General features: G+C 63.4%; 18 protein-coding genes. 7 read left to right on the top strand and 11 right to left on the bottom strand.

Going from position 1 to position 17,308, the window contains the following annotated elements; translation table 11 throughout:
* Positions 1-54 precede the first annotated feature (54 nt).
* Positions 55-939 (bottom strand): LysR family transcriptional regulator, encoded by an 885-nt coding sequence (locus REH34_RS02065; RefSeq protein WP_311970563.1) that lies wholly within the window; start codon positions 937-939, stop codon positions 55-57.
* A 160-nt stretch (positions 940-1,099) separates the two neighbouring features.
* Here REH34_RS02065 and REH34_RS02060 point away from each other — a divergent pair, with 160 nt between their 5' ends.
* The 4 genes from REH34_RS02060 to REH34_RS02045 are packed head-to-tail and all read left to right on the top strand — an operon-like array spanning position 1,100 to position 4,858.
* Complete coding sequence (locus REH34_RS02060; protein ID WP_311970562.1) at positions 1,100-1,798, top strand: CoA transferase subunit A; 699 nt, start codon at positions 1,100-1,102, stop codon at positions 1,796-1,798.
* 30 nt (positions 1,799-1,828) lie between these two features.
* Positions 1,829-2,485 carry a CoA transferase subunit B gene (locus tag REH34_RS02055; protein WP_226504571.1) on the top strand — a complete coding sequence of 219 codons (657 nt, stop codon included), beginning with the start codon at positions 1,829-1,831 and terminating at the stop codon, positions 2,483-2,485.
* 60 nt (positions 2,486-2,545) lie between these two features.
* On the top strand, positions 2,546-3,964 hold the full coding sequence (locus REH34_RS02050; protein ID WP_311970561.1) for a TIGR00366 family protein: 1,419 nt from the start codon (positions 2,546-2,548) through the stop codon (positions 3,962-3,964).
* 48 nt (positions 3,965-4,012) lie between these two features.
* The gene (locus REH34_RS02045; RefSeq protein ID WP_226504569.1) at positions 4,013-4,858 is read left to right on the top strand and encodes an AraC family transcriptional regulator; all 846 of its coding nucleotides are present in this window, start codon (positions 4,013-4,015) and stop codon (positions 4,856-4,858) included.
* A 59-nt stretch (positions 4,859-4,917) separates the two neighbouring features.
* Here the strand turns inward: REH34_RS02045 and REH34_RS02040 are convergent, their stop codons facing one another.
* The 3 genes from REH34_RS02040 to REH34_RS02030 form a co-directional block, all read right to left on the bottom strand.
* Entirely contained in the window at positions 4,918-5,505 is a 588-nt protein-coding gene (locus REH34_RS02040; RefSeq protein ID WP_311970559.1) for a LysE family translocator, read from the bottom strand.
* Positions 5,506-5,720: 215 nt separating this feature from the next.
* Complete coding sequence (locus tag REH34_RS02035; RefSeq protein WP_226504567.1) at positions 5,721-5,969, bottom strand: hypothetical protein; 249 nt, start codon at positions 5,967-5,969, stop codon at positions 5,721-5,723.
* A 17-nt stretch (positions 5,970-5,986) separates the two neighbouring features.
* Positions 5,987-6,313 (bottom strand): hypothetical protein, encoded by a 327-nt coding sequence (locus REH34_RS02030; RefSeq protein WP_311970558.1) that lies wholly within the window; start codon positions 6,311-6,313, stop codon positions 5,987-5,989.
* A gap of 355 nt (positions 6,314-6,668) precedes the next feature.
* On the opposite strand from REH34_RS02030, the gene ilvA reads away from it, so the two are divergent.
* Positions 6,669-8,180 carry a threonine ammonia-lyase, biosynthetic gene (gene ilvA, locus REH34_RS02025; protein ID WP_409373303.1) on the top strand — a complete coding sequence of 504 codons (1,512 nt, stop codon included), beginning with the start codon at positions 6,669-6,671 and terminating at the stop codon, positions 8,178-8,180.
* A gap of 80 nt (positions 8,181-8,260) precedes the next feature.
* Here the strand turns inward: ilvA and REH34_RS02020 are convergent, their stop codons facing one another.
* Both REH34_RS02020 and REH34_RS02015 read right to left on the bottom strand, forming a co-directional pair.
* The gene (locus REH34_RS02020) at positions 8,261-9,613 is read right to left on the bottom strand and encodes a GntP family permease (RefSeq protein WP_311970557.1); all 1,353 of its coding nucleotides are present in this window, start codon (positions 9,611-9,613) and stop codon (positions 8,261-8,263) included.
* 88 nt (positions 9,614-9,701) lie between these two features.
* Complete coding sequence (locus REH34_RS02015; protein WP_311970556.1) at positions 9,702-10,241, bottom strand: gluconokinase; 540 nt, start codon at positions 10,239-10,241, stop codon at positions 9,702-9,704.
* Between the two features lie 217 nt (positions 10,242-10,458).
* On the opposite strand from REH34_RS02015, the gene REH34_RS02010 reads away from it, so the two are divergent.
* Complete coding sequence (locus tag REH34_RS02010) at positions 10,459-11,475, top strand: LacI family DNA-binding transcriptional regulator (RefSeq protein ID WP_226504563.1); 1,017 nt, start codon at positions 10,459-10,461, stop codon at positions 11,473-11,475.
* A 28-nt stretch (positions 11,476-11,503) separates the two neighbouring features.
* Here the strand turns inward: REH34_RS02010 and REH34_RS02005 are convergent, their stop codons facing one another.
* The 3 genes from REH34_RS02005 to REH34_RS01995 are packed head-to-tail and all read right to left on the bottom strand — an operon-like array spanning position 11,504 to position 15,475.
* Entirely contained in the window at positions 11,504-12,907 is a 1,404-nt protein-coding gene (locus REH34_RS02005) for an efflux transporter outer membrane subunit (protein WP_311970555.1), read from the bottom strand.
* 1 nt (position 12,908) lies between these two features.
* Positions 12,909-13,937 carry an HlyD family secretion protein gene (locus tag REH34_RS02000; protein ID WP_311970554.1) on the bottom strand — a complete coding sequence of 343 codons (1,029 nt, stop codon included), beginning with the start codon at positions 13,935-13,937 and terminating at the stop codon, positions 12,909-12,911.
* Between the two features lie 11 nt (positions 13,938-13,948).
* The gene (locus tag REH34_RS01995; protein WP_311970553.1) at positions 13,949-15,475 is read right to left on the bottom strand and encodes an MFS transporter; all 1,527 of its coding nucleotides are present in this window, start codon (positions 15,473-15,475) and stop codon (positions 13,949-13,951) included.
* A 125-nt stretch (positions 15,476-15,600) separates the two neighbouring features.
* Between REH34_RS01995 and REH34_RS01990 the strand changes: the two genes are divergently transcribed.
* Complete coding sequence (locus REH34_RS01990) at positions 15,601-16,347, top strand: IclR family transcriptional regulator (RefSeq protein ID WP_226504559.1); 747 nt, start codon at positions 15,601-15,603, stop codon at positions 16,345-16,347.
* Positions 16,348-16,412: 65 nt separating this feature from the next.
* On the opposite strand, the gene REH34_RS01985 is transcribed toward REH34_RS01990, so the two are convergent.
* Together REH34_RS01985 and REH34_RS01980 are read right to left on the bottom strand one after the other, a co-directional pair.
* Positions 16,413-16,742, bottom strand: coding sequence for a glycine zipper domain-containing protein (locus tag REH34_RS01985; RefSeq protein WP_311970552.1), 330 nt, complete (start codon positions 16,740-16,742; stop codon positions 16,413-16,415).
* Between the two features lie 111 nt (positions 16,743-16,853).
* The gene (locus REH34_RS01980; protein WP_311970551.1) at positions 16,854-17,213 is read right to left on the bottom strand and encodes a hypothetical protein; all 360 of its coding nucleotides are present in this window, start codon (positions 17,211-17,213) and stop codon (positions 16,854-16,856) included.
* Positions 17,214-17,308: the final 95 nt, after the last annotated feature.

Here is a 17,308-nt window from a genome sequence, read left to right as displayed (position 1 = left end):
AAATGAGTGGCGAATTGAATGTTCCTGTATTGGGCAGCCGCAGCGTGGGCGGGTTCAGCCCGATGCGCAAGCGATCAGCACCTCTTGCAGCGCTTGGGCGGCGGCGGACAGTTTGTGATCGGCCAGGTGCATCAGGCCGATGCGGCGTTCGATGCGCGGGGCTTCAAGGGGTACGCAGCGGGCGCCGAGTTCCTGCATCTGCTCGATGCACAGCGAGGGCACGGCGCTGACCCCCAGGCCACAGGCGACCATACGCCCGACCGTGCTCAGTTGATGGCTTTCAAAGGCGACCGCCAGCTTGCCATGTTGCTCGTGCAGGTCGGCCTCCAGCAGCAAGCGTACCGCCGATGGTCGCTGCAGGGTGATGAAATCGTGCGCGAGCAGTTCTCCCCAGGTCACCTGTGGCCGCTCGCTCAGCGCCGAATCCGCCGGTACTACCGCGACGAAGCGGTCGGTATAGAAGGGTATGAACACCAGCGACTGGGTGGATTCAGGTTCGAAACCGATGCCCAGTTCTACCCGGCGGTGACGGACCATTTCCAGCACCTGTTCATTGATCACATCGTGCACGGCGACATTGACCTTGGGGTGACGGTCGCGAAATCGCTTGAGTGCCTCGGGCAGGCGGTTGCCGGCAAAGGAGGGCATGGCCGCGATCGACACCTTGCCCAGCTGCAAGGTGAAATGCTGGCGCAGCAGTTCCTCGGTGTTGTCCCAGTCGGCCAGCAGTTGCCGCGCCAAGGGCAGCAGGGTTTCTCCCTCGGGGGTGAGGGCGACGCTACGGGTGGTGCGGGTCAGCAGCGCGCCGCCGAGATCATCCTCCAGGCTCTTGATCGCCAGGCTCAGGGCCGGCTGCGACAAATGCAGGCGTTCGCCGGCTTGCACGAAGCTGAGGTGCTGGGCCACGGCCAGAAAGGCGCGCAATTGCTTGAGGTTCACGGGTCGCCTCGATGGATTATTGATAAGGGATTTAAATGAATTTATCAGAAAAACAAAATTATCAAATGACTGCGCGCAGGGGAATATAGCCCTACGCTCTATGACGCGGGTCCCCGACGACCTGCGGCCGACTCTATAACGACAAAAAGGCGGATTTAGCATGGCGGGACTCGACAAACGTGTCGCAACCCTCGAACAAGCCCTGGAAGGCCTGACCGACAACATGACGGTGCTGTCCGGCGGCTTCGGCCTGTGCGGCATCCCGGAAAACCTCATCGCCGAGATCAAGCGCAAGGGCGTGCGCGGCCTGACCGTGGTCTCCAACAACTGCGGCGTCGACGGCTTCGGCCTTGGCGTGTTGCTGGAAGACCGGCAGATCCGCAAGATGATTGCCTCCTATGTAGGCGAGAACGCGCTGTTCGAGCGCCAGCTGCTCGACGGCGAGCTGGAAGTCGAGCTGACCCCCCAAGGCACCCTTGCGGAAAAGATGCGCGCCGGCGGTGCCGGTATCCCGGCCTTCTTCACCGCCACCGGCTACGGCACACCGGTGGCCGAGGGCAAGGAAGTACGCGAGTTCAACGGTCGCCACTACATTCTCGAAGAAGCCATCATCGGCGACTTTGCCATCGTCAAGGGCTGGAAGGCCGACCATTTCGGCAACGTGGTGTACCGCCACACCGCGCAGAATTTCAATCCGCTGGCGGCCAGCGCGGGTCGGATCACCGTGGTGGAAGTCGAAGAGATCGTCGAGCCCGGCGAGCTCGAGCCCAGTCAGATCCATACGCCAGGCATCTTCGTCGATCGGGTGATCCTCGGCACCTTCGAGAAGCGCATCGAAAAACGTACTCTCAAGGCCTGATCGCCGCCTACGACAACAAGAGGTTTCAGCATGGCATTGTCCCGCGAACAGATGGCTCAGCGTGTGGCGCGCGAGCTCAAGGACGGTTATTACGTGAACCTGGGCATCGGTATTCCGACCCTGGTGGCCAACTATGTGCCCGAGGGCATCGACGTCATGCTGCAGTCGGAAAACGGCCTGCTGGGCATGGGCGAGTTCCCGACCGAGCAGACCATTGACGCCGACATGATCAATGCCGGCAAGCAGACGGTCACCGCGCGCAAAGGCGCATCGATCTTCGATTCGGCGCAGTCATTCGCGATGATCAGGGGCGGCCATGTCGACCTGACCGTGCTCGGCGCCTTCGAGGTGGACGTGCAGGGCAATATCGCGTCCTGGATGATCCCCGGCAAGCTGATCAAGGGCATGGGCGGCGCCATGGATCTGGTAGCCGGTGCCGATAACATCATCGTCACCATGACCCATGCCTCCAAGGACGGCGAGTCCAAGTTGCTCAGCCGATGCAGCCTGCCGCTGACGGGCGCCGGGTGCATTCGCAAGGTGCTGACCGACCTGGCCTATCTGGAGATCGAAGACGGTGCGTTCATTCTGCGCGAGCGGGCGCCGGGGGTCAGTGTCGAGGAGATAGTCGCCAAGACTGCCGGCAAGCTGATCGTGCCGGAGCATGTGCCGGAAATGACGTTTTAGCGTGACGCTGTCTGGCTCTGCTCGCTGTACCCATAATAATTCCAACGAAGGTATGACCCGATGGCCGCTTCATTGCAGGAAAGCCGTTACGCCCTGTTCGCCCTGCGTTGTTCCAACTGGGCGGAACGCTGGTTTCCCGATTCCTATATCTTCGCCGCCGTCGCGGTGCTGGTGGTAGCCATCAGCGCCCTGGCCATCGGTGGCACGCCGACCGCCACGGCCACGGCCTTTGGTGACGGCTACTGGAGCCTGATCATCTTCACCCTGCAGATGGCCTTTGTGGTAATTGGCGGTTATGTGGTGGCCAGCTCACCACCCGCCGCGCGGTTGATCGACAAGCTCGCGCGTCTGCCGCGCAACGGCCGCTCGGCAGTGGCGTGGGTGGCGGTGATTTCGATGGTCGCCTCCTTGCTCAACTGGGGCCTGTCGCTGGTGTTCGGCGGCTTGCTGGTGCGGGCGCTGGCTCGCCGCACCGATTTGAAAATGGACTATCGCGCCGCCGGTGCAGCAGCCTATCTGGGGTTGGGCGCAGTCTGGGCGCTGGGGCTGTCGTCTTCGGCCGCGCAGCTGCAGGCCAACCCGGCGAGCTTGCCGCCGTCGATCCTGTCGATCACCGGCGTCATCCCGTTCACCCAGACCATCTTCCTCTGGCAATCGGCGGCCATGCTGCTGGTGCTGATGGTGGTTTCGCTGGTGGTCGCCTATGCCACCGCACCTGGGCCGCAGAGTGCCCGTGACGCCAAGGCCTGCGGTATCGATCCCGGTGTGAGTGTGGCCTCGATCACGCCGCGCACACGCCCTGGCGAATGGCTGGAATACAGCCCGCTGCTGACCCTGTTGCTGGTGCTGCTGGCGGCGGGATGGCTCTACCACGAGTTCTCGAGCAAACCGGCAATCACCGCGATCTCGGGCCTCAACACCTACAACTTTCTGTTCATCATGCTGGGGGCGTTGTTGCATTGGCGGCCGCGCAGCTTCCTCGATGCGGTAGCGCGTGCGGTGCCGACCACCACCGGGGTGTTGATCCAGTTTCCGTTGTACGGCTCGATCGCGGCGATCATGACCACGGTCAAGGGCGGCGACGGGCAGACCTTGGCGCATCACATTTCGAGCTTTTTCGTACAGATCGCCTCCCACGATACTTACGCCTTGCTGATGGGCATCTACTCCGCGGTGCTGGGCTTTTTCATCCCCTCCGGTGGCGGCAAATGGATCATCGAGGCGCCCTATGTGATGCAAGTGGCCAAGGATCTGCAATATCACCTGGGCTGGGCGGTGCAGATCTACAACGCCGCGGAGGCATTGCCCAATCTGATCAACCCGTTCTATATGCTGCCGCTGCTGGGTGTGCTGGGGCTCAAGGCGCGGGACTTGATCGGTTTTTCGTTCGTCCAGCTGCTGGTGCACGCGCCGCTGGTGCTGTTCCTGCTGTGGGCGCTGGGGTCGACGTTGGCCTACGTGCCGCCGGTGTCACCGTGACGGCGATGGGGTAAGCTTTGGGCACTGTGTCCTAGGGATGGAACTGCCATGTCCGTGTTCGTGCCTGCCTCGCTGAAAGCCGAGGCTGTTTCGCGTTTCTGGCGTGACCCGGCGCTGCCGTTTATCGAGGCGCGGGACGTCAGCGACGGCCGCTGGATCAGCCATGCCCTGCATGCCCACGAGAGTTTCTCGATTGGCGCGGTCACAGCCGGGCAGAGCACCTATCTCAATGGCGACCTGCGCTGCGACATCCAGGCGGGCACCGTGGTGTTGATGAACCCCGGCGCCGCGCATGCCTGTAATCCGCTCGACGACCAGCCCTGGGCGTATCACATGCTCTACGTCGATACCCCTTGGCTGGCGGCATTGCAGGGGCGCATGGGCATAGGCGACGGCACGCACTGGGTGCCGCTGGCGCCATTGCTGTCCAGCGATCGGGCTTTGTTCGATGGGGTAGTCGACCTGTACGCCTGCCTGGTCGACGCCGGCTGCAGCCATGCCGAGAAGGAGCGCATGGCGGTGGAATTCTTTACCGTCATGCTGCGCACGCTTGCCGTGGTGGATGACACGATGCAAGACGGTAGTGTGCGGTTGCAGCGAGTAGTCGACTTGATTCGCGCGCGGTGCACCGAGGCATTGACCCTGGAGCAGATGAGCGAGGTGGCGGGGCTGTCGCCGTCGTACCTGATTCGCGCCTTCAAGCAACGCTACGGCATGACGCCCCATGCCTGGCTCAACGATGCACGCCTGCAGCACGCGCGCCGGCAGTTGCGCGATGGCGTGGCGATTGCCGACGCGGCGCAGGCTGCGGGGTTTGCCGACCAGGCGCACTTGCAGCGGCTATTCAAGCGCAGCCTGGCGACAACACCTGGGCATTATCGGCAGGGACGGTGAGGGACGATGGTGGCGGTGAACAGACCATGAAACCCAGCGACACTGTCACTGAACGCTTGCTACTCCACCAGCAACCCCGCCGCACACAGCGTCAGCAGCACCGCCATCACCCGATTGAACAGGCGCACACCCGCCGCCTTGTCGAGGTGACGCTGCAGGTAGGTGCCGGCCACCGCCCAGCAGGCGATCGAGACAAAGCACACCACAAAGTAGATCAACGCAAAGCGGCTCACCGTACCACTGTCGCCATCGGCGGCGAAGGCGCCCATGCCCGCCAAGCTGGCCAGCCAGGCCTTGGGGTTGAGCCATTGCATGGCTGCGCCGCCGAGCAAGGTGGGGCGCGGCGAGGTGCCGTGCGCCTGCAGCCGGCCGTTGTCAGTGGCGAGTCTCCAGGCCAGGTAGAGCAGGTAGAGCACGCCGGCCAGGCGAATGCCGGTGGTCAACAATGGCCAGCGGATGAGTACCTCGTACAGCCCCATACCTATCAGTACCAAGAGCAAGGTGAACCCGGCCGTGGCGCCGGTGATATGCGCCAGTGTGGCGCGCAGGCCGTGGCGAGCGCCGCTGCCGAGCGCGACTAGATTGACGGGGCCAGGGGTGATGGACGAGACCAGCGCGAAGGCGGCCATCGAGAGCAACAGAGTCATGCGGGGGATCGCCAGATAGCCAGAGGAGGGCTGACCTTAGCGAGGTGAGAGGAGGGCGGTATTGAAGGAAATTGACATGCCTGAGAGTGTGGCAAGGGAGGTTACCCCCGAAAAATCCCTGCCGCCCTGCAATTTCCGATGGGGCGAAGATTTTTCGGCGCCGCAGGGCTGCCCCCTCGCTACAGGGTCTGGGGGCACGGCCGGGGGCGCTGGGGCTAACCGCCGTCTGTATCGATATCGGCATCCTTGGCGACACCCGGCTTGCTCTTGTCCGGATCGGGTTCAGGTGCGAAATCCGGGCTGAAGGCATTATCCTTGGCCTTGTCGTCGCCCGCGCCACTGGTGGTCTCGCTACCCTCAGGCAGCTTGCCATCCGGGTCGATCGCCGGGTCGTTGCGCCCAGCCGCTGGATCGGAGGGCGTACGTGGCGTGTCTTCATTCGGAGTTGGCGTTTGAGTGCTCATGCTGATCTCCCGTGCGGTTATTTGGCGTCGTCATCGTCGTCGTCATCATCGCCGGCGCTGTTGGCTTTGTTCGTCTGGCCACCCATCGAACTGCCCTCCGGATTGCCGGATTTCTGCGGGGTAATGTTGGCACCGCTACTGCCGGCCGAGCCGGTAGTCGCCGAGCCATCAGTATTACCGTTGGGCATGCCCTGGCTGGTACCGGCAGGCACACCGACAGTGGACGGATTGGTGCCCTTGGGCGCCGGATTAGTCGGGCCGGTGCTGTCGTCGGCCTGGGCGCCGATGCTGCAGCCCGCCATCGCCAGGGCGAAGGTCAGGGCAGTGAACGAAGTGCGTATCATGGTCGATCTCCGTTATTAGGGTCTCTTGCAGTTGGGCTGCCGCCGCGCGTCGCAGGTGCCATTGAGGCGACGAGTGGTTGACGACTGCCCACGCTACGGGTTAGTTTCCTTGCCATGAACCTGAACACGCCGATGTTTGCCGCCAACATTATTATTACCGCCATTCCTCACTTGGCGGGCTAGCGCTCATCTGCACCCAACCCGCCCAAGAGGCGGGTTTTTTCTCTGTCTCTGGGCGTACCGAAACCCGGAGACCTGCATGCCCACTACCCTCGCCACCCGCACCGACGCCACCCAGACGCCATCCCAGCCGCTTTTTCGCCCGGCGCTGGTGCCGGCCGCGGCGCTGGCACCGCTGCTTGCCGAATACGTGAAAAAAACCCTCGCCGCGCCGGTCTATGACGTTGCCGTGCAAACGCCGCTGCATGCCGCCCCGGCGCTGTCCGAACGTCTGGGCAATCAGGTGCTGCTCAAGCGCGAAGACCTGCAGCCCACGTTCTCCTTCAAGATTCGCGGCGCCTACAACAAGTTGGCGCAACTGACCGCCGAGCAGTGCGCGCAGGGGGTGGTCACTGCGTCGGCCGGCAATCATGCCCAGGGCGTGGCGCTCGCGGCACGGGAGCTAGGTATCGAGGCGATCATCGTCATGCCCACCACCACGCCGTCGCTCAAGATCGAAGGCGTGCGTTCGCGCGGTGGCCAGGTGGTGCTCAAAGGCGATGCCTTCCCTCAGGCGTTGGCCCACGCGCTCAAACTGGCGGAACAGGGCTACACCTTTGTCGCGCCCTTCGATGACGCCGACGTGATTGCCGGCCAGGGCACCGTGGCCATGGAGATCCTGCGCCAGCAGCCTGGCGCGCTGGACGCGATCTTCGTGCCGGTGGGTGGCGGTGGCTTGATCGCGGGCATCGCCGCGTACGTCAAGTATCTGCGCCCGGAGGTCAAAGTGATCGGGGTCGAGCCCCATGATTCCAATTGCCTGCAGATGGCGATGGCGGCAGGGGAGCGGGTGGTGTTGCCCCAGGTCGGCAGCTTTGCCGATGGCGTGGCAGTGGCGCAGATCGGCGAGCACCCGTTCGCGCTGTGTCGGCATCTGGTGGATGAAGTGATCACGGTCAGCAGCGATGAACTGTGCGCGGCCATCAAGGACATCTATGACGATACCCGCTCGATCACCGAGCCGTCAGGCGCGCTGGGTGTGGCCGGCATCAAGCGTTATGTGGCGCGTTACGGGGTAACCGGCCAAACGCTGGTGGCCATCGATTCCGGCGCCAACGTCAATTTCGATCGCCTGCGGCATGTGGCCGAACGGGCCGAAGTGGGCGAACAGCGCGAGGCGATCATCGCCGTGACCATCCCCGAGCGCCCCGGCAGCTTCCAGCGCTTCTGCCAAGCGTTGGGCAAACGCCAGATCACCGAGTTCAATTACCGTTATCACAGTGATCGCGCCGCGCATCTGTTCGTCGGCGTGCAGACCCACCCGCAGCACGATCCCCGCGCGCAATTGCTCAAGAGCCTGGGCCAGCAGGGCTTTGCGGTGCTGGACATGACCGACGACGAGCTGGCCAAGGCGCACCTGCGCCATACGGTGGGTGGCCACGCCCTGCATAACGGTGAGGAGTGTTTGCTGCGCTTCGAATTCGCCGAGCGGCCGGGGGCTTTGCTGACGTTCTTGCAGGCATTGGGCGAGCGCTGGAATATCAGCCTGTTCCACTATCGCAATCATGGTTCGGCGGATGCGCGGGTGTTAGTGGCGTTACAGGTGGCGCCCGGGGCGCGGGGGCAATTGCTGCAGGCGCTGAGCCAACTGGGTTATCGCTATTGGGATGAGAGCGATAACCCGGCGTATCGGATGTTTCTCAGCTGATGCCTGTGAGAGCGGCTCTGCCTGCAAAGCCTTTAACGGTCTCGCAGGCAGAACCTCCTCCCGGCAGGGGATGTGGTGTATCAGACCACCAGCGACAACAGCATGATCAGGATGATGCCCACCACCGAGAGGATGGTCTCCATCATGCTCCAGGTCTTGAACGTTTCAGCCACGGTCATGTTGAAGTACTGCTTGACCAGCCAGAAACCCGCATCGTTGACGTGGGAGAGGATCACCGAGCCAGCGCCGGTCGCCAGTACCAGCAGTTCGCGGTTGACGCCCGGGATCAAACCAACCACCGGGGCGACGATACCGGCGCCCGTGATGGTCGCTACGGTCGCCGAACCTGTGGCCACGCGAATCACCGCAGCCACCAGCCACGCCAGCAGGATCGGCGAAATCTCGGCCTGCACCGCCATGTGGCCGATGATGTTACCGACCCCGGTGTCCACCAGCATCTGCTTGAAGCCGCCACCCGCACCCACGATCAGCACGATGGCTGCGGTAGGCGCCAGGCTCTGGTCGAGCATCTTCATGATTGCTTGACGGCTGAACCCGCGCGCCGAACCAAAGGTGTAGAAGGCCAACAGCAACGCCGCCAACAACGCGGTGATCGGGTGACCGAGAAAGTCCATCCACTGCCGGAAGATATGATCGGCCGGCAGGATGATATCGGCGAAGGTCTTGAGCAGCATCAGGAACACCGGCAACAGAATGGTGATCAGAGTGATGCTGAAGCTTGGCAGGTTTTCGTGGGTCGATTCCTTGGCGATCTGGTCCATCAGTTCGGTGGACGGGTTGCCCGGAATGCGCTTGGAAATCCAGTTACCGTAGATCGGGCCGGCGACGATGGCAGTCGGCAGGGCGACGATCAGGCCGTAAAGGATGGTCTTGCCAATGTCGGCACCGAACACCCCGATGGCCAGCAGCGGCCCCGGGTGCGGCGGCACCAGGCCGTGGACTACGGAAAGGCCGGCGAGCAGCGGAATGCCGATTTTCACCAGCGATACGCCTGAGCGCCGCGCGACGATGAACACCAGCGGGATCAGCAGCACGAAGCCAATTTCGAAGAACAGCGGGATACCCACCAGGAACGCCGAGAACATCATTGCCCAATGGATGTTCTGCTTGCCGAACTTGCGGATCAAGGTTTGCGCGATCTGGTCGGCGCCGCCCGAGTCGGCCATCAGCTTGCCGAGCATGGTGCCCAGCGCCAGCACGATACCGACAAAGCCCAGTACGCCGCCGAAGCCGTCCTGGAAGGATTTCATCACCTTGGCCACCGGCATGCCGGAGGTCAGGCCCAAAAAGCCGGCGGCGATGGTCAAGGCCACGAAAGGGTGAACCTTGGCCCAGGTGATCAGCAGGATCAGGCCAATAATGGTCACCATTGCATCCAGCAGCAGGTACGTGTCGTTCGCTAATCCAAACATGGACTCAATGCCTCATCTTGTTTGTGGTTTTTTTCAAGGCCGATCAATGTGGGGTAGCGCTGTCTTTGCAACCCCACACATGCGCGTTTCAAGCCGTACGGGTCAGGGTCGGTGCACCGAGGTCGTCGATCCAGTGGTCGACCTGCACGGCGATGTCGGGGATAGGCACTGACGCGTCGACGGTCAGCGTCAGGGGTTCACCTGTCGGTGACTCGAGCGTGGCGAACTGGCTGTCGATCAGGCTGGCGGGCATGAAATGGCCTGGGCGGTGCGACACGCGGTAGGCGGCATCGCTGCGCGTCAGCTCGAGGAACACGAAACCCAGGTTGGGCACCGCGTCGCGCAGTGTCTTGCGGTAGGACTTCTTCAATGCCGAGCAGGTCAGGATGGGGCGATCACCGGCTTTGACGCAGCGCGCGAGCTCTTCGCCCAGCTTGGTGAGCCAACCGGCACGGTCGGTATCATCCAGCGGGTGGCCAGCACTCATTTTTTCGATATTGGCAGCAGGGTGAAAGCTGTCACCTTCGATCAGGTGACCGCCGCTGACTTTGGCAATTTCGGCGCCGACGCTGCTTTTACCGCAACCTGACACGCCCATGACCACGATCGCGGAAAGAGGGGAAACCATCGGTACCTCCAGGGGGGTCATTGCCGTCGTCGATCACCGCAAAAGGTGTCGAGGTTCGCCATGCCCTTGATTTTATTAATGTAGTTTGTGCAACGTTGTTATATTCGATTATCCGCGCAGCGTAGCAGCGCGTTACAAAGCAATATTGCCACTACGCTGAGACAGCGCTACCTTAGTGCCCGTTCCCCGTCCTTGCAAGTCGAAAAAAACAAAAATCATGACCCGAATCGGCACCCGTACCACCGGTCGTCCTACGCTCAGCGAGGTGGCCAAGCTCTCTGGCGTTTCGCCCATCACCGCTTCGCGCGCCTTGCGTGGCGTGCCTACTGTCGCGCCCGAGCTGGTGGCCAAGGTCCAGCAGGCCGCGGCCAGCCTGGGTTACGTGGCCAACACGGCGGCGCGCGCGCTGGCCAGCGCCCAGAGCCAATCGATCGTGGTGCTTATCCCGTCGCTGTCCAACCAGCTGTTCATCGATACCCTCGAAGCCATTCACCAGGTCATGCATGGCCGTGGCCTGGAAGTGCTGATCGGCAATTTCCACTACGATGTCGGCGCCGAGGAAAACCTCATCCGCAACTACCTGGCCTATCAGCCGCGCGGTTTTCTGCTGACCGGCTTCGATCGCACCGAGGCGTCGCGGCGCATGCTGGCGGCCAGCGGGGTGCCGTGTGTGCACATGATGGAGTTGCAGGCCCAGAGCGACGCGCCGTGCGTGGGGTTTTCCCAGCAACAGGCCGGGCAGGTGGCCGCCAGCTATCTGCTTGAGCGCGGGCGCCGGCATATCGGCTACGTCGCGGCGCAACTGGATCCCCGCGTGATGCAACGCGCCGAGGGCTTCCGGCAGACCCTGCGCGATGCCGGCTGTTATGACCCGGCACTGGAGTTCATGTCGCCGTTGCCATCGTCCATTGGCCTGGGCGGCGAGATGTTCGCCAGGGTGCTGCGCGAGCACCCGCAGGTCGATGGGCTGTTCTTTTGCAACGATGACCTGGCACACGGGGCGATCTATGAAGCCTCGCGTCAGGGCGTTGCGGTGCCGCAGCAGGTGGCGATGATCGGTTTCAACGATTTGCCGGCCTCGGCCCACGTGGTGCCGCGGTTGACCTCGATCCGTACGCCGCGCGCCGCCATTGGCCGGCACGCGGCGCAGAAGCTGCTGGACCTGCTGGATCACAAGCCCGGCGAGCCCCAGGTGCAGGACCTGGGGTTCGAGTTGATGGTGCGCGAGAGCTGAGAGGGTGATGGCGCAGAGGCCGTCAGCCTCAGCGCAACGCTTGCGGCCAGCCCCCACCCAGCGCCCTGTACAACTGCACTCGATCCAGCGCCGCCTGGGTCGCACTGCCCACCAGTGCGCTTTGCGTCTCCAGCAATGCCCGTTGCACATTCAGCACGTTGATAAAGTCGATCGCGCCCTCCTTGTAGCGCTGGCGAGCGGTGCTCAGTGCGAGCTGGTTCTGCTCGACCGCGCGATTCAACGCCGCATAATGCTGCTGCTCGGCGGCGTAGTCGGTGCGCGCGTCGTCCACTTCATGCCAGGCGGCCAGGACCGTCCGTTGGTAATCGATCGCTGCGGCCTGCTGCTGATGCTCGCGCAAGGCCAGGGTGCCGGTCAGGCGGCCGCCCTGGAAGATCGGCAGATACAGGCTGGGTCCATAGGACCAGTCACGGGAATTCCAGCTGCCCAGATCACTGCCGTCCAGCGCCTGAAAGCCGACGCTGGCGCCCAGGCTGATGCGCGGATAGAAGTCCGCCTTGGCCACCCCGATGGCCGCTGTGGCGCGGTGCAGGGCCGCCTCGGCGCGCTGGATATCGGGGCGCCGCTGCGCCAGCTCCGAGGGCAGGCCCAGGGGCACGTCAGGCGCCGCATGGGGGATCGCCTTGGGGGTCTGCAATTGGGCGTGCAAGGCGCCGGGCTCGGCCCCCAGCAGGAAGCTCATGGCATTGATCAGGCGCGCTTGTTCGGCCTCCAGCATCGGCAGCGTCGCTTGGATGGTTTCGACCGCAGCCGCTGCGTTGGCGGTGTCCAGGTTGGTGGTCACACCGTTTTCAAAGCGCGTCTGGGTTAGCGTCTGGTTCTGGCGGGCGATCTCGAGGTTTTGCCGGGCCACGTCCAGGCGCGCCTGAACACCGCGCAGGCGCACATAGTCATCGGCCATCTGCGCGGTAATGCTCAGCACCACGCCATCGCGCTCGGCCTGGGTGAGGGCGATCTCGGCGTCGGCGGCTTCCAGGCTGCGGCGCACATGGCCCCACAGATCGACTTCCCAACTGGCATCGACGGTGCTGTTCCACAGTTCATAGGGCGCCTTGCCGTCCTCGAAGGACGGGTCATTGAGGCCCACCCCACTGTTGCGAGCCCGCTGATAGCTACCCGTGCCACTCACCCCTGGCAGCTGCGCCGCCGCGCTGATCTGGCGGCTGTTGCGGCTCTGATCCAGGCGGTTGCTGGCGGTGCGAATATCGAGGTTGGCCTTGGCCGCGCGCTCGATCAGCGCCGTCAGCTGCGGATCGCCCAACAGCTGCCACCACTGGCGATCCACTGGTGCGGCCTGTGCCTTGTCGGCCTGCCATTGGCTGGGCAGCGCGGGCGTCGGCTTGACGAAATCCGGCCCGACGCTGCACGCGGCGAGGCTGGCGACACTCAATAACAGGGCAAGACGACGCATGTCACTGGCCCTCGCGAGTGTCGACATCGACCACCACCGACATGCCCACGCGCAGGGCATCCATATGCTGCTGACCGGGTTCGAAGATGATTTTTACCGGAATGCGCTGAGCGATCTTGGTGAAGTTGCCCGTGGCGTTGTCCGGGGCAATCGCCGAAAAGCTCAAACCGGTGGCAGGCGACAGGCTTTGCAGATGGCCCTTGAAGAGCTGATCCGGATGGCTGTCGGCATGGATGCTCACGGTTTGATTGGCGCGCATGTCGGCCAGCTGGGTTTCGCGGAAATTGGCCACCACGTAGATCTGGTCCAGCGGAACCACTGCCATGAGCGGCGTGCCGACCGGCACGTAGGCACCCGCCCGCGCTGAGCGCTGGCCAATCATGCCGTCCTGCGGCGCGGTGATGCGCGTGTAGCCGACGTTCAGATCCGCCTGGCGCAGTGCGGCCTGAGCGTGATCGACGGTGGCCTGGGCCACTTCGCGCTGGGCCTTGAGCACATCCAGGCTGCGCGCCGCTGCTACCTGCGCCGCAGCGTCGCGATCACGGGCGGCTTCGGCGCCTTGCAGTTCGGCATCCGAGCGCTGGCTTTCCTGCTGGGTGCCGGCACCGCTGCTCGACAGGTTGCGATAACGCTGGGCGTTGGCCTGGGCGTATTTGAGTGAGGCGCTGCTGGCGCGGGTGGCCGCCGCGGCCTGATCGATGATTGCGGCCTGACGGGCAATGCTGGCGTCGAGGTTTTTCAGCTCGGCGCGGGTCCCGGCCAGGGTCGCCGCCGCAGCGGCCTGGGCTGCGAGGTAATCGCCGTCGTCCAGGCGTGCAAGCAGATCACCGGCCTTGACCCGCTGGTTGTCTTCGACGGCCACTTCGCTCAGCTGGCCGGCGATACGCGGGGCAATCAATACCGAGTCGGCGCTGATATAGGCGTCGTCGGTGCTTTGCCGGGCATCGCTGCGCAGCAGGTGGAAGGCGCCATAGCCGACGCACAGGACGACGGCCAGGCTGACCAGGGAGACAGCGGTTCTATGTTTCATCAGACGAGGGCTCACGTGGGAATCGGGGGTTGCGGGGGAAGGGCGCGCTTGGGCAGGATCAACAACACCAATGCCAGGAGGGCGATCACTACAAGTACGGCCATATACGCGTCGGCGTAGGTCAGCACCAGGGCCTGTCGATGCACCCGGGCGGCCATTTGTGCGGTGTTGCTGTCCAGCAACGGTGCGACCAGGCTGTGACGGTTACCGAGCTGGTCGAGCAGCACGTTGGAATGAAAATGTTCACGGGCAGTGATGAAGTTTTCCAGGGCGACGCTGGCCAGTACCGAGGCCAGGCCGCGCATGCTGTTGACCATGGCCGAGGCGAACGGTCCTTCCATCGGATGGATCACGCCGGTGGCCAGCATCAGCAAGGGCACCACGATCATGGGCTGCGCTACCGCATGAATTGCCTGCAGCCAATAGAAATTGTCGCGGTTCCAGTCATCGGTCAACTGCGCGCCGCCCAGGCAGGCGACCGTCAGCAGCACCAGGCCGGTGGCGATCACGTAGCGGGCGTCGACCCAGTTGCGGTTGATCAGGGTCGCCACCAGCGGCGCCAGCAATAATTGCGGCAAGCCGATGCTCAGTGCCAGCGGCATGCTTTGCAGCGGTCGATAGCCCTGTACGCTCGTCAGGTAGGCGGTCGGAATGGCGGTGCCGGCCAGGCCCACGAACAAAAACAGCATCAGGGTCAGTACGCCGTAGGCGAAGTTGCGCCGTTCCAGCAGCTGGATCTTGAAGATCGGCAGCGGATGGAACCACTCGTTCAGCACAAACAGTGGCACGCACGCCGCGGCGCCCAGCAGCAGCCAGGCGATCAGCGGTGACTCCAGCCAATCGAGGCGTTCGCCTTGCGTCAGGGCAACGATCAGCATGCTCAAACCACCGGCGCCGAGCAGCGCACCGCGCCAGTCGAACTGCTTGAAGCGTTCAAAGCGGACCGGGTCCTGGGGCAAACCGAAGGCGATCAACGCGGCGCCCAGCAAACCGGCCGGTACGATCTCCCAGAACACCAGGCGCCAGTCGGCGCCTTCGGTCCACAGTGCGGCCAAGGGCAGCGCCAGGTTGGGGCCGAAGGTGGCGGTGAGCGCATAGGCCGACAAACCGTACAGTTTGATATGCCAAGGCAGAAAGCGCAGCGCCACCGTCATCAACAGCGGCGGCAGCGCGCCGCCGGCGAGGCCCTGCAGCACGCGCAAGGTCACCAGGCTGGCGACGTTGGGAGCAAAGGGGCAGAGCATGCCGAAAGTGACGAACAGCAAGGTGACGACGATAGCGAAGCGGCGCAGCGACAAGGTCACCGCAAACCATGGTGCCAGCAGCATCGCCGAGACTTCAGCGGCGGCGTAGGCGGTGCTGATCCACGTGCCTTGGTCATGGCCCAGGCCGAAATGTCCAAGCAGATCGATCAGCGCGATGTCGGTGACGCGGTCGTTGATGCCTGAGGTCAGGGCAGCGATCAGCACCCCGACAAGGCCAAGGGCCAGGCGCCAGGTAAAAGGCGCAGGGGCGGGTGGAGCAGGAGGCGGACTCATGACAGGGGTTTCATCGCAAGGGGGGGCTCGACAGGCAGCCTGCTGAAATAAACTGGCAGTGCCGAACACAAAATGGGCTAGAATTCGGTGCAGTGTACCGATCAGCGATACAGGGAGCAAGGCAGATGAGTTCCGATGATGCAGAGCGCAGTGGCATTCAAGTGATTTCGCGCGCGGCGTCTATCCTGCGCAGTCTTGAAGATGAGCCCAAGGGGCTGAGCCTGGGGGAGATAGCCAAGCGTATCGAGTTACCGCGTTCCACCGTACAACGGCTGGTCGATGCCCTGGCGCTCGAGCAGTTGCTCGAGGTGCGCGGCGCAGGCGGCGTGCGTCTTGGGCCTGCGCTGATGCGCCTGGCCGCGCGCAGCCACTTGGACATCACCCACCGCGCCCGGGCGTTCCTCGAGGCCCTGTCGCACCAGACCGGTGAAACCGCAGTGCTGACCCACGCCAATGGCCTGGAAATGTTGATCCTGCATTCAGTGGTGTCGCATCAGGAGCTGCGCGTGGCGCCTGGTTCGGGGACCTTCCTGACGGTCTATGCGTCGTCGGCAGGCAAGGTGGTGCTGGCATCGATGAGCGATGACGCGGTGATCGAGATGCTGACCGGCAAGATGAAACAGATGACACCCATGACGCGGACGCTGGAGCAATTGCTGGTCGAGCTCGCCGCAGTTCGCCGTGAGGGCTTCGCCTATGATGCGGGGGAGCACAGGACAGGGGTCGGTTCAGTGTCGACCAGCCTGCCGATCGATCAGGGCCACTATGCAGTTTCGGTCGTTGGCCCGACTGCTCGGATTGCCGAGGCCCATGACAGCATCAAGATGGCCTTGAAAGAGTGCCGTCAGGGGATCTTGCAAGTGGTCTTCTGACTTGAATGCAGGCCTTCCAAAGCGCTGCAGCGACTGCAATGGCAAATGGACTCAGGCTCTGAGGATCAGCGTGGTCCGTCACCGGGCGGGCCGCGACGATCATCGTGAAAGTGCTCGCCGCCGGGTCCACCTGGGCCACGCATCTCGGGGCCGCGGCCGCGCTCTTCATGATGATCGTGATGGCCGCCGCCGTGACCCTCATCCAGCAGGTTCGACACCACTGCGCCCAGCACGCCGCCGGCCACCGCACCGACTACAGCGCCCTGAGTGCCGGCGGCCTGATTACCCACCACGGCACCGGCAGCTCCACCGACCACCGCGCCCACCACTTCATTGGCGAGGGCGCCAGTGCTTGCCAGGGACAACGCCAAGGCCAAGGCAGAGAGGACTTTCATTCGCATGACTCACACAGGTAGAAAAAGGTGCGCGATGCTCATCGCTGCACCCGGTGTCAGGCAAGTGAAATCGAGTATCCAGCGAGTATCATGGTTGATACACGCCTCAATTCAGTCGTCGCCACTGCTATGGCATTCACGCCGGCTGTTATTGGCCACCAAGTTATTGGCCGCATGGCCGTTGATGCTCGACATGGAGTAGTCCATCAGCGTGACCTTGATCAGCCTGACCTCGATGCAGCGTACATCGGAGCCCTGCCACACATGGTTGAAAGTTTGCGGACCGATACTGTCGCCGGACTTGAGCGGCGCACTGAAGGTGACTTCGCCACCGGGCGCCGAGGTGCGTTTGCCAGCGACATCGTAAGGCGTGATGACCAGTGTGATGGAGCGGATTGCCACCGCCGAAGCGTTCTTGACCGCCACCGCAACATCGACGCTGTCGGTCGCGCTGTCGACCGACGCGTTCATCTGCGTGACCTGAACCGGAAAGTTGCTGCTTTGCCCCTCGGTAAATTGACCTGTGTTACAGCCTGCCAGAATGCAGCAGAGTCCCGTCGCTGCTA

This window comes from Pseudomonas baltica, from assembly GCF_031880315.1.
In the GTDB taxonomy this organism is placed as follows: domain Bacteria; phylum Pseudomonadota; class Gammaproteobacteria; order Pseudomonadales; family Pseudomonadaceae; genus Aquipseudomonas.
Note: the sequence above shows the minus strand (reverse complement) of the source record. Positions and strands in the feature narration are given on the sequence as shown.

Coding starts and splice junctions, on each gene's coding strand:
- REH34_RS02060 (WP_311970562.1), top strand. CDS start 1,100: ATGGCGGGACTCGACAAACGTGTCGCAACCCTCGAACAAGCCCTGGAA.
- REH34_RS02055 (WP_226504571.1), top strand. CDS start 1,829: ATGGCATTGTCCCGCGAACAGATGGCTCAGCGTGTGGCGCGCGAGCTC.
- REH34_RS02050 (WP_311970561.1), top strand. CDS start 2,546: ATGGCCGCTTCATTGCAGGAAAGCCGTTACGCCCTGTTCGCCCTGCGT.
- REH34_RS02045 (WP_226504569.1), top strand. CDS start 4,013: ATGTCCGTGTTCGTGCCTGCCTCGCTGAAAGCCGAGGCTGTTTCGCGT.
- REH34_RS02040 (WP_311970559.1), bottom strand. CDS start 5,505: ATGACTCTGTTGCTCTCGATGGCCGCCTTCGCGCTGGTCTCGTCCATC.
- REH34_RS02035 (WP_226504567.1), bottom strand. CDS start 5,969: ATGAGCACTCAAACGCCAACTCCGAATGAAGACACGCCACGTACGCCC.
- REH34_RS02030 (WP_311970558.1), bottom strand. CDS start 6,313: ATGATACGCACTTCGTTCACTGCCCTGACCTTCGCCCTGGCGATGGCG.
- REH34_RS02020 (WP_311970557.1), bottom strand. CDS start 9,613: ATGTTTGGATTAGCGAACGACACGTACCTGCTGCTGGATGCAATGGTG.
- REH34_RS02015 (WP_311970556.1), bottom strand. CDS start 10,241: ATGGTTTCCCCTCTTTCCGCGATCGTGGTCATGGGCGTGTCAGGTTGC.
- REH34_RS02010 (WP_226504563.1), top strand. CDS start 10,459: ATGACCCGAATCGGCACCCGTACCACCGGTCGTCCTACGCTCAGCGAG.
- REH34_RS02005 (WP_311970555.1), bottom strand. CDS start 12,907: ATGCGTCGTCTTGCCCTGTTATTGAGTGTCGCCAGCCTCGCCGCGTGC.
- REH34_RS02000 (WP_311970554.1), bottom strand. CDS start 13,937: ATGAAACATAGAACCGCTGTCTCCCTGGTCAGCCTGGCCGTCGTCCTG.
- REH34_RS01995 (WP_311970553.1), bottom strand. CDS start 15,475: ATGAGTCCGCCTCCTGCTCCACCCGCCCCTGCGCCTTTTACCTGGCGC.
- REH34_RS01990 (WP_226504559.1), top strand. CDS start 15,601: ATGAGTTCCGATGATGCAGAGCGCAGTGGCATTCAAGTGATTTCGCGC.
- REH34_RS01985 (WP_311970552.1), bottom strand. CDS start 16,742: ATGAAAGTCCTCTCTGCCTTGGCCTTGGCGTTGTCCCTGGCAAGCACT.
- REH34_RS01980 (WP_311970551.1), bottom strand. CDS start 17,213: ATGAACGCGTCGGTCGACAGCGCGACCGACAGCGTCGATGTTGCGGTG.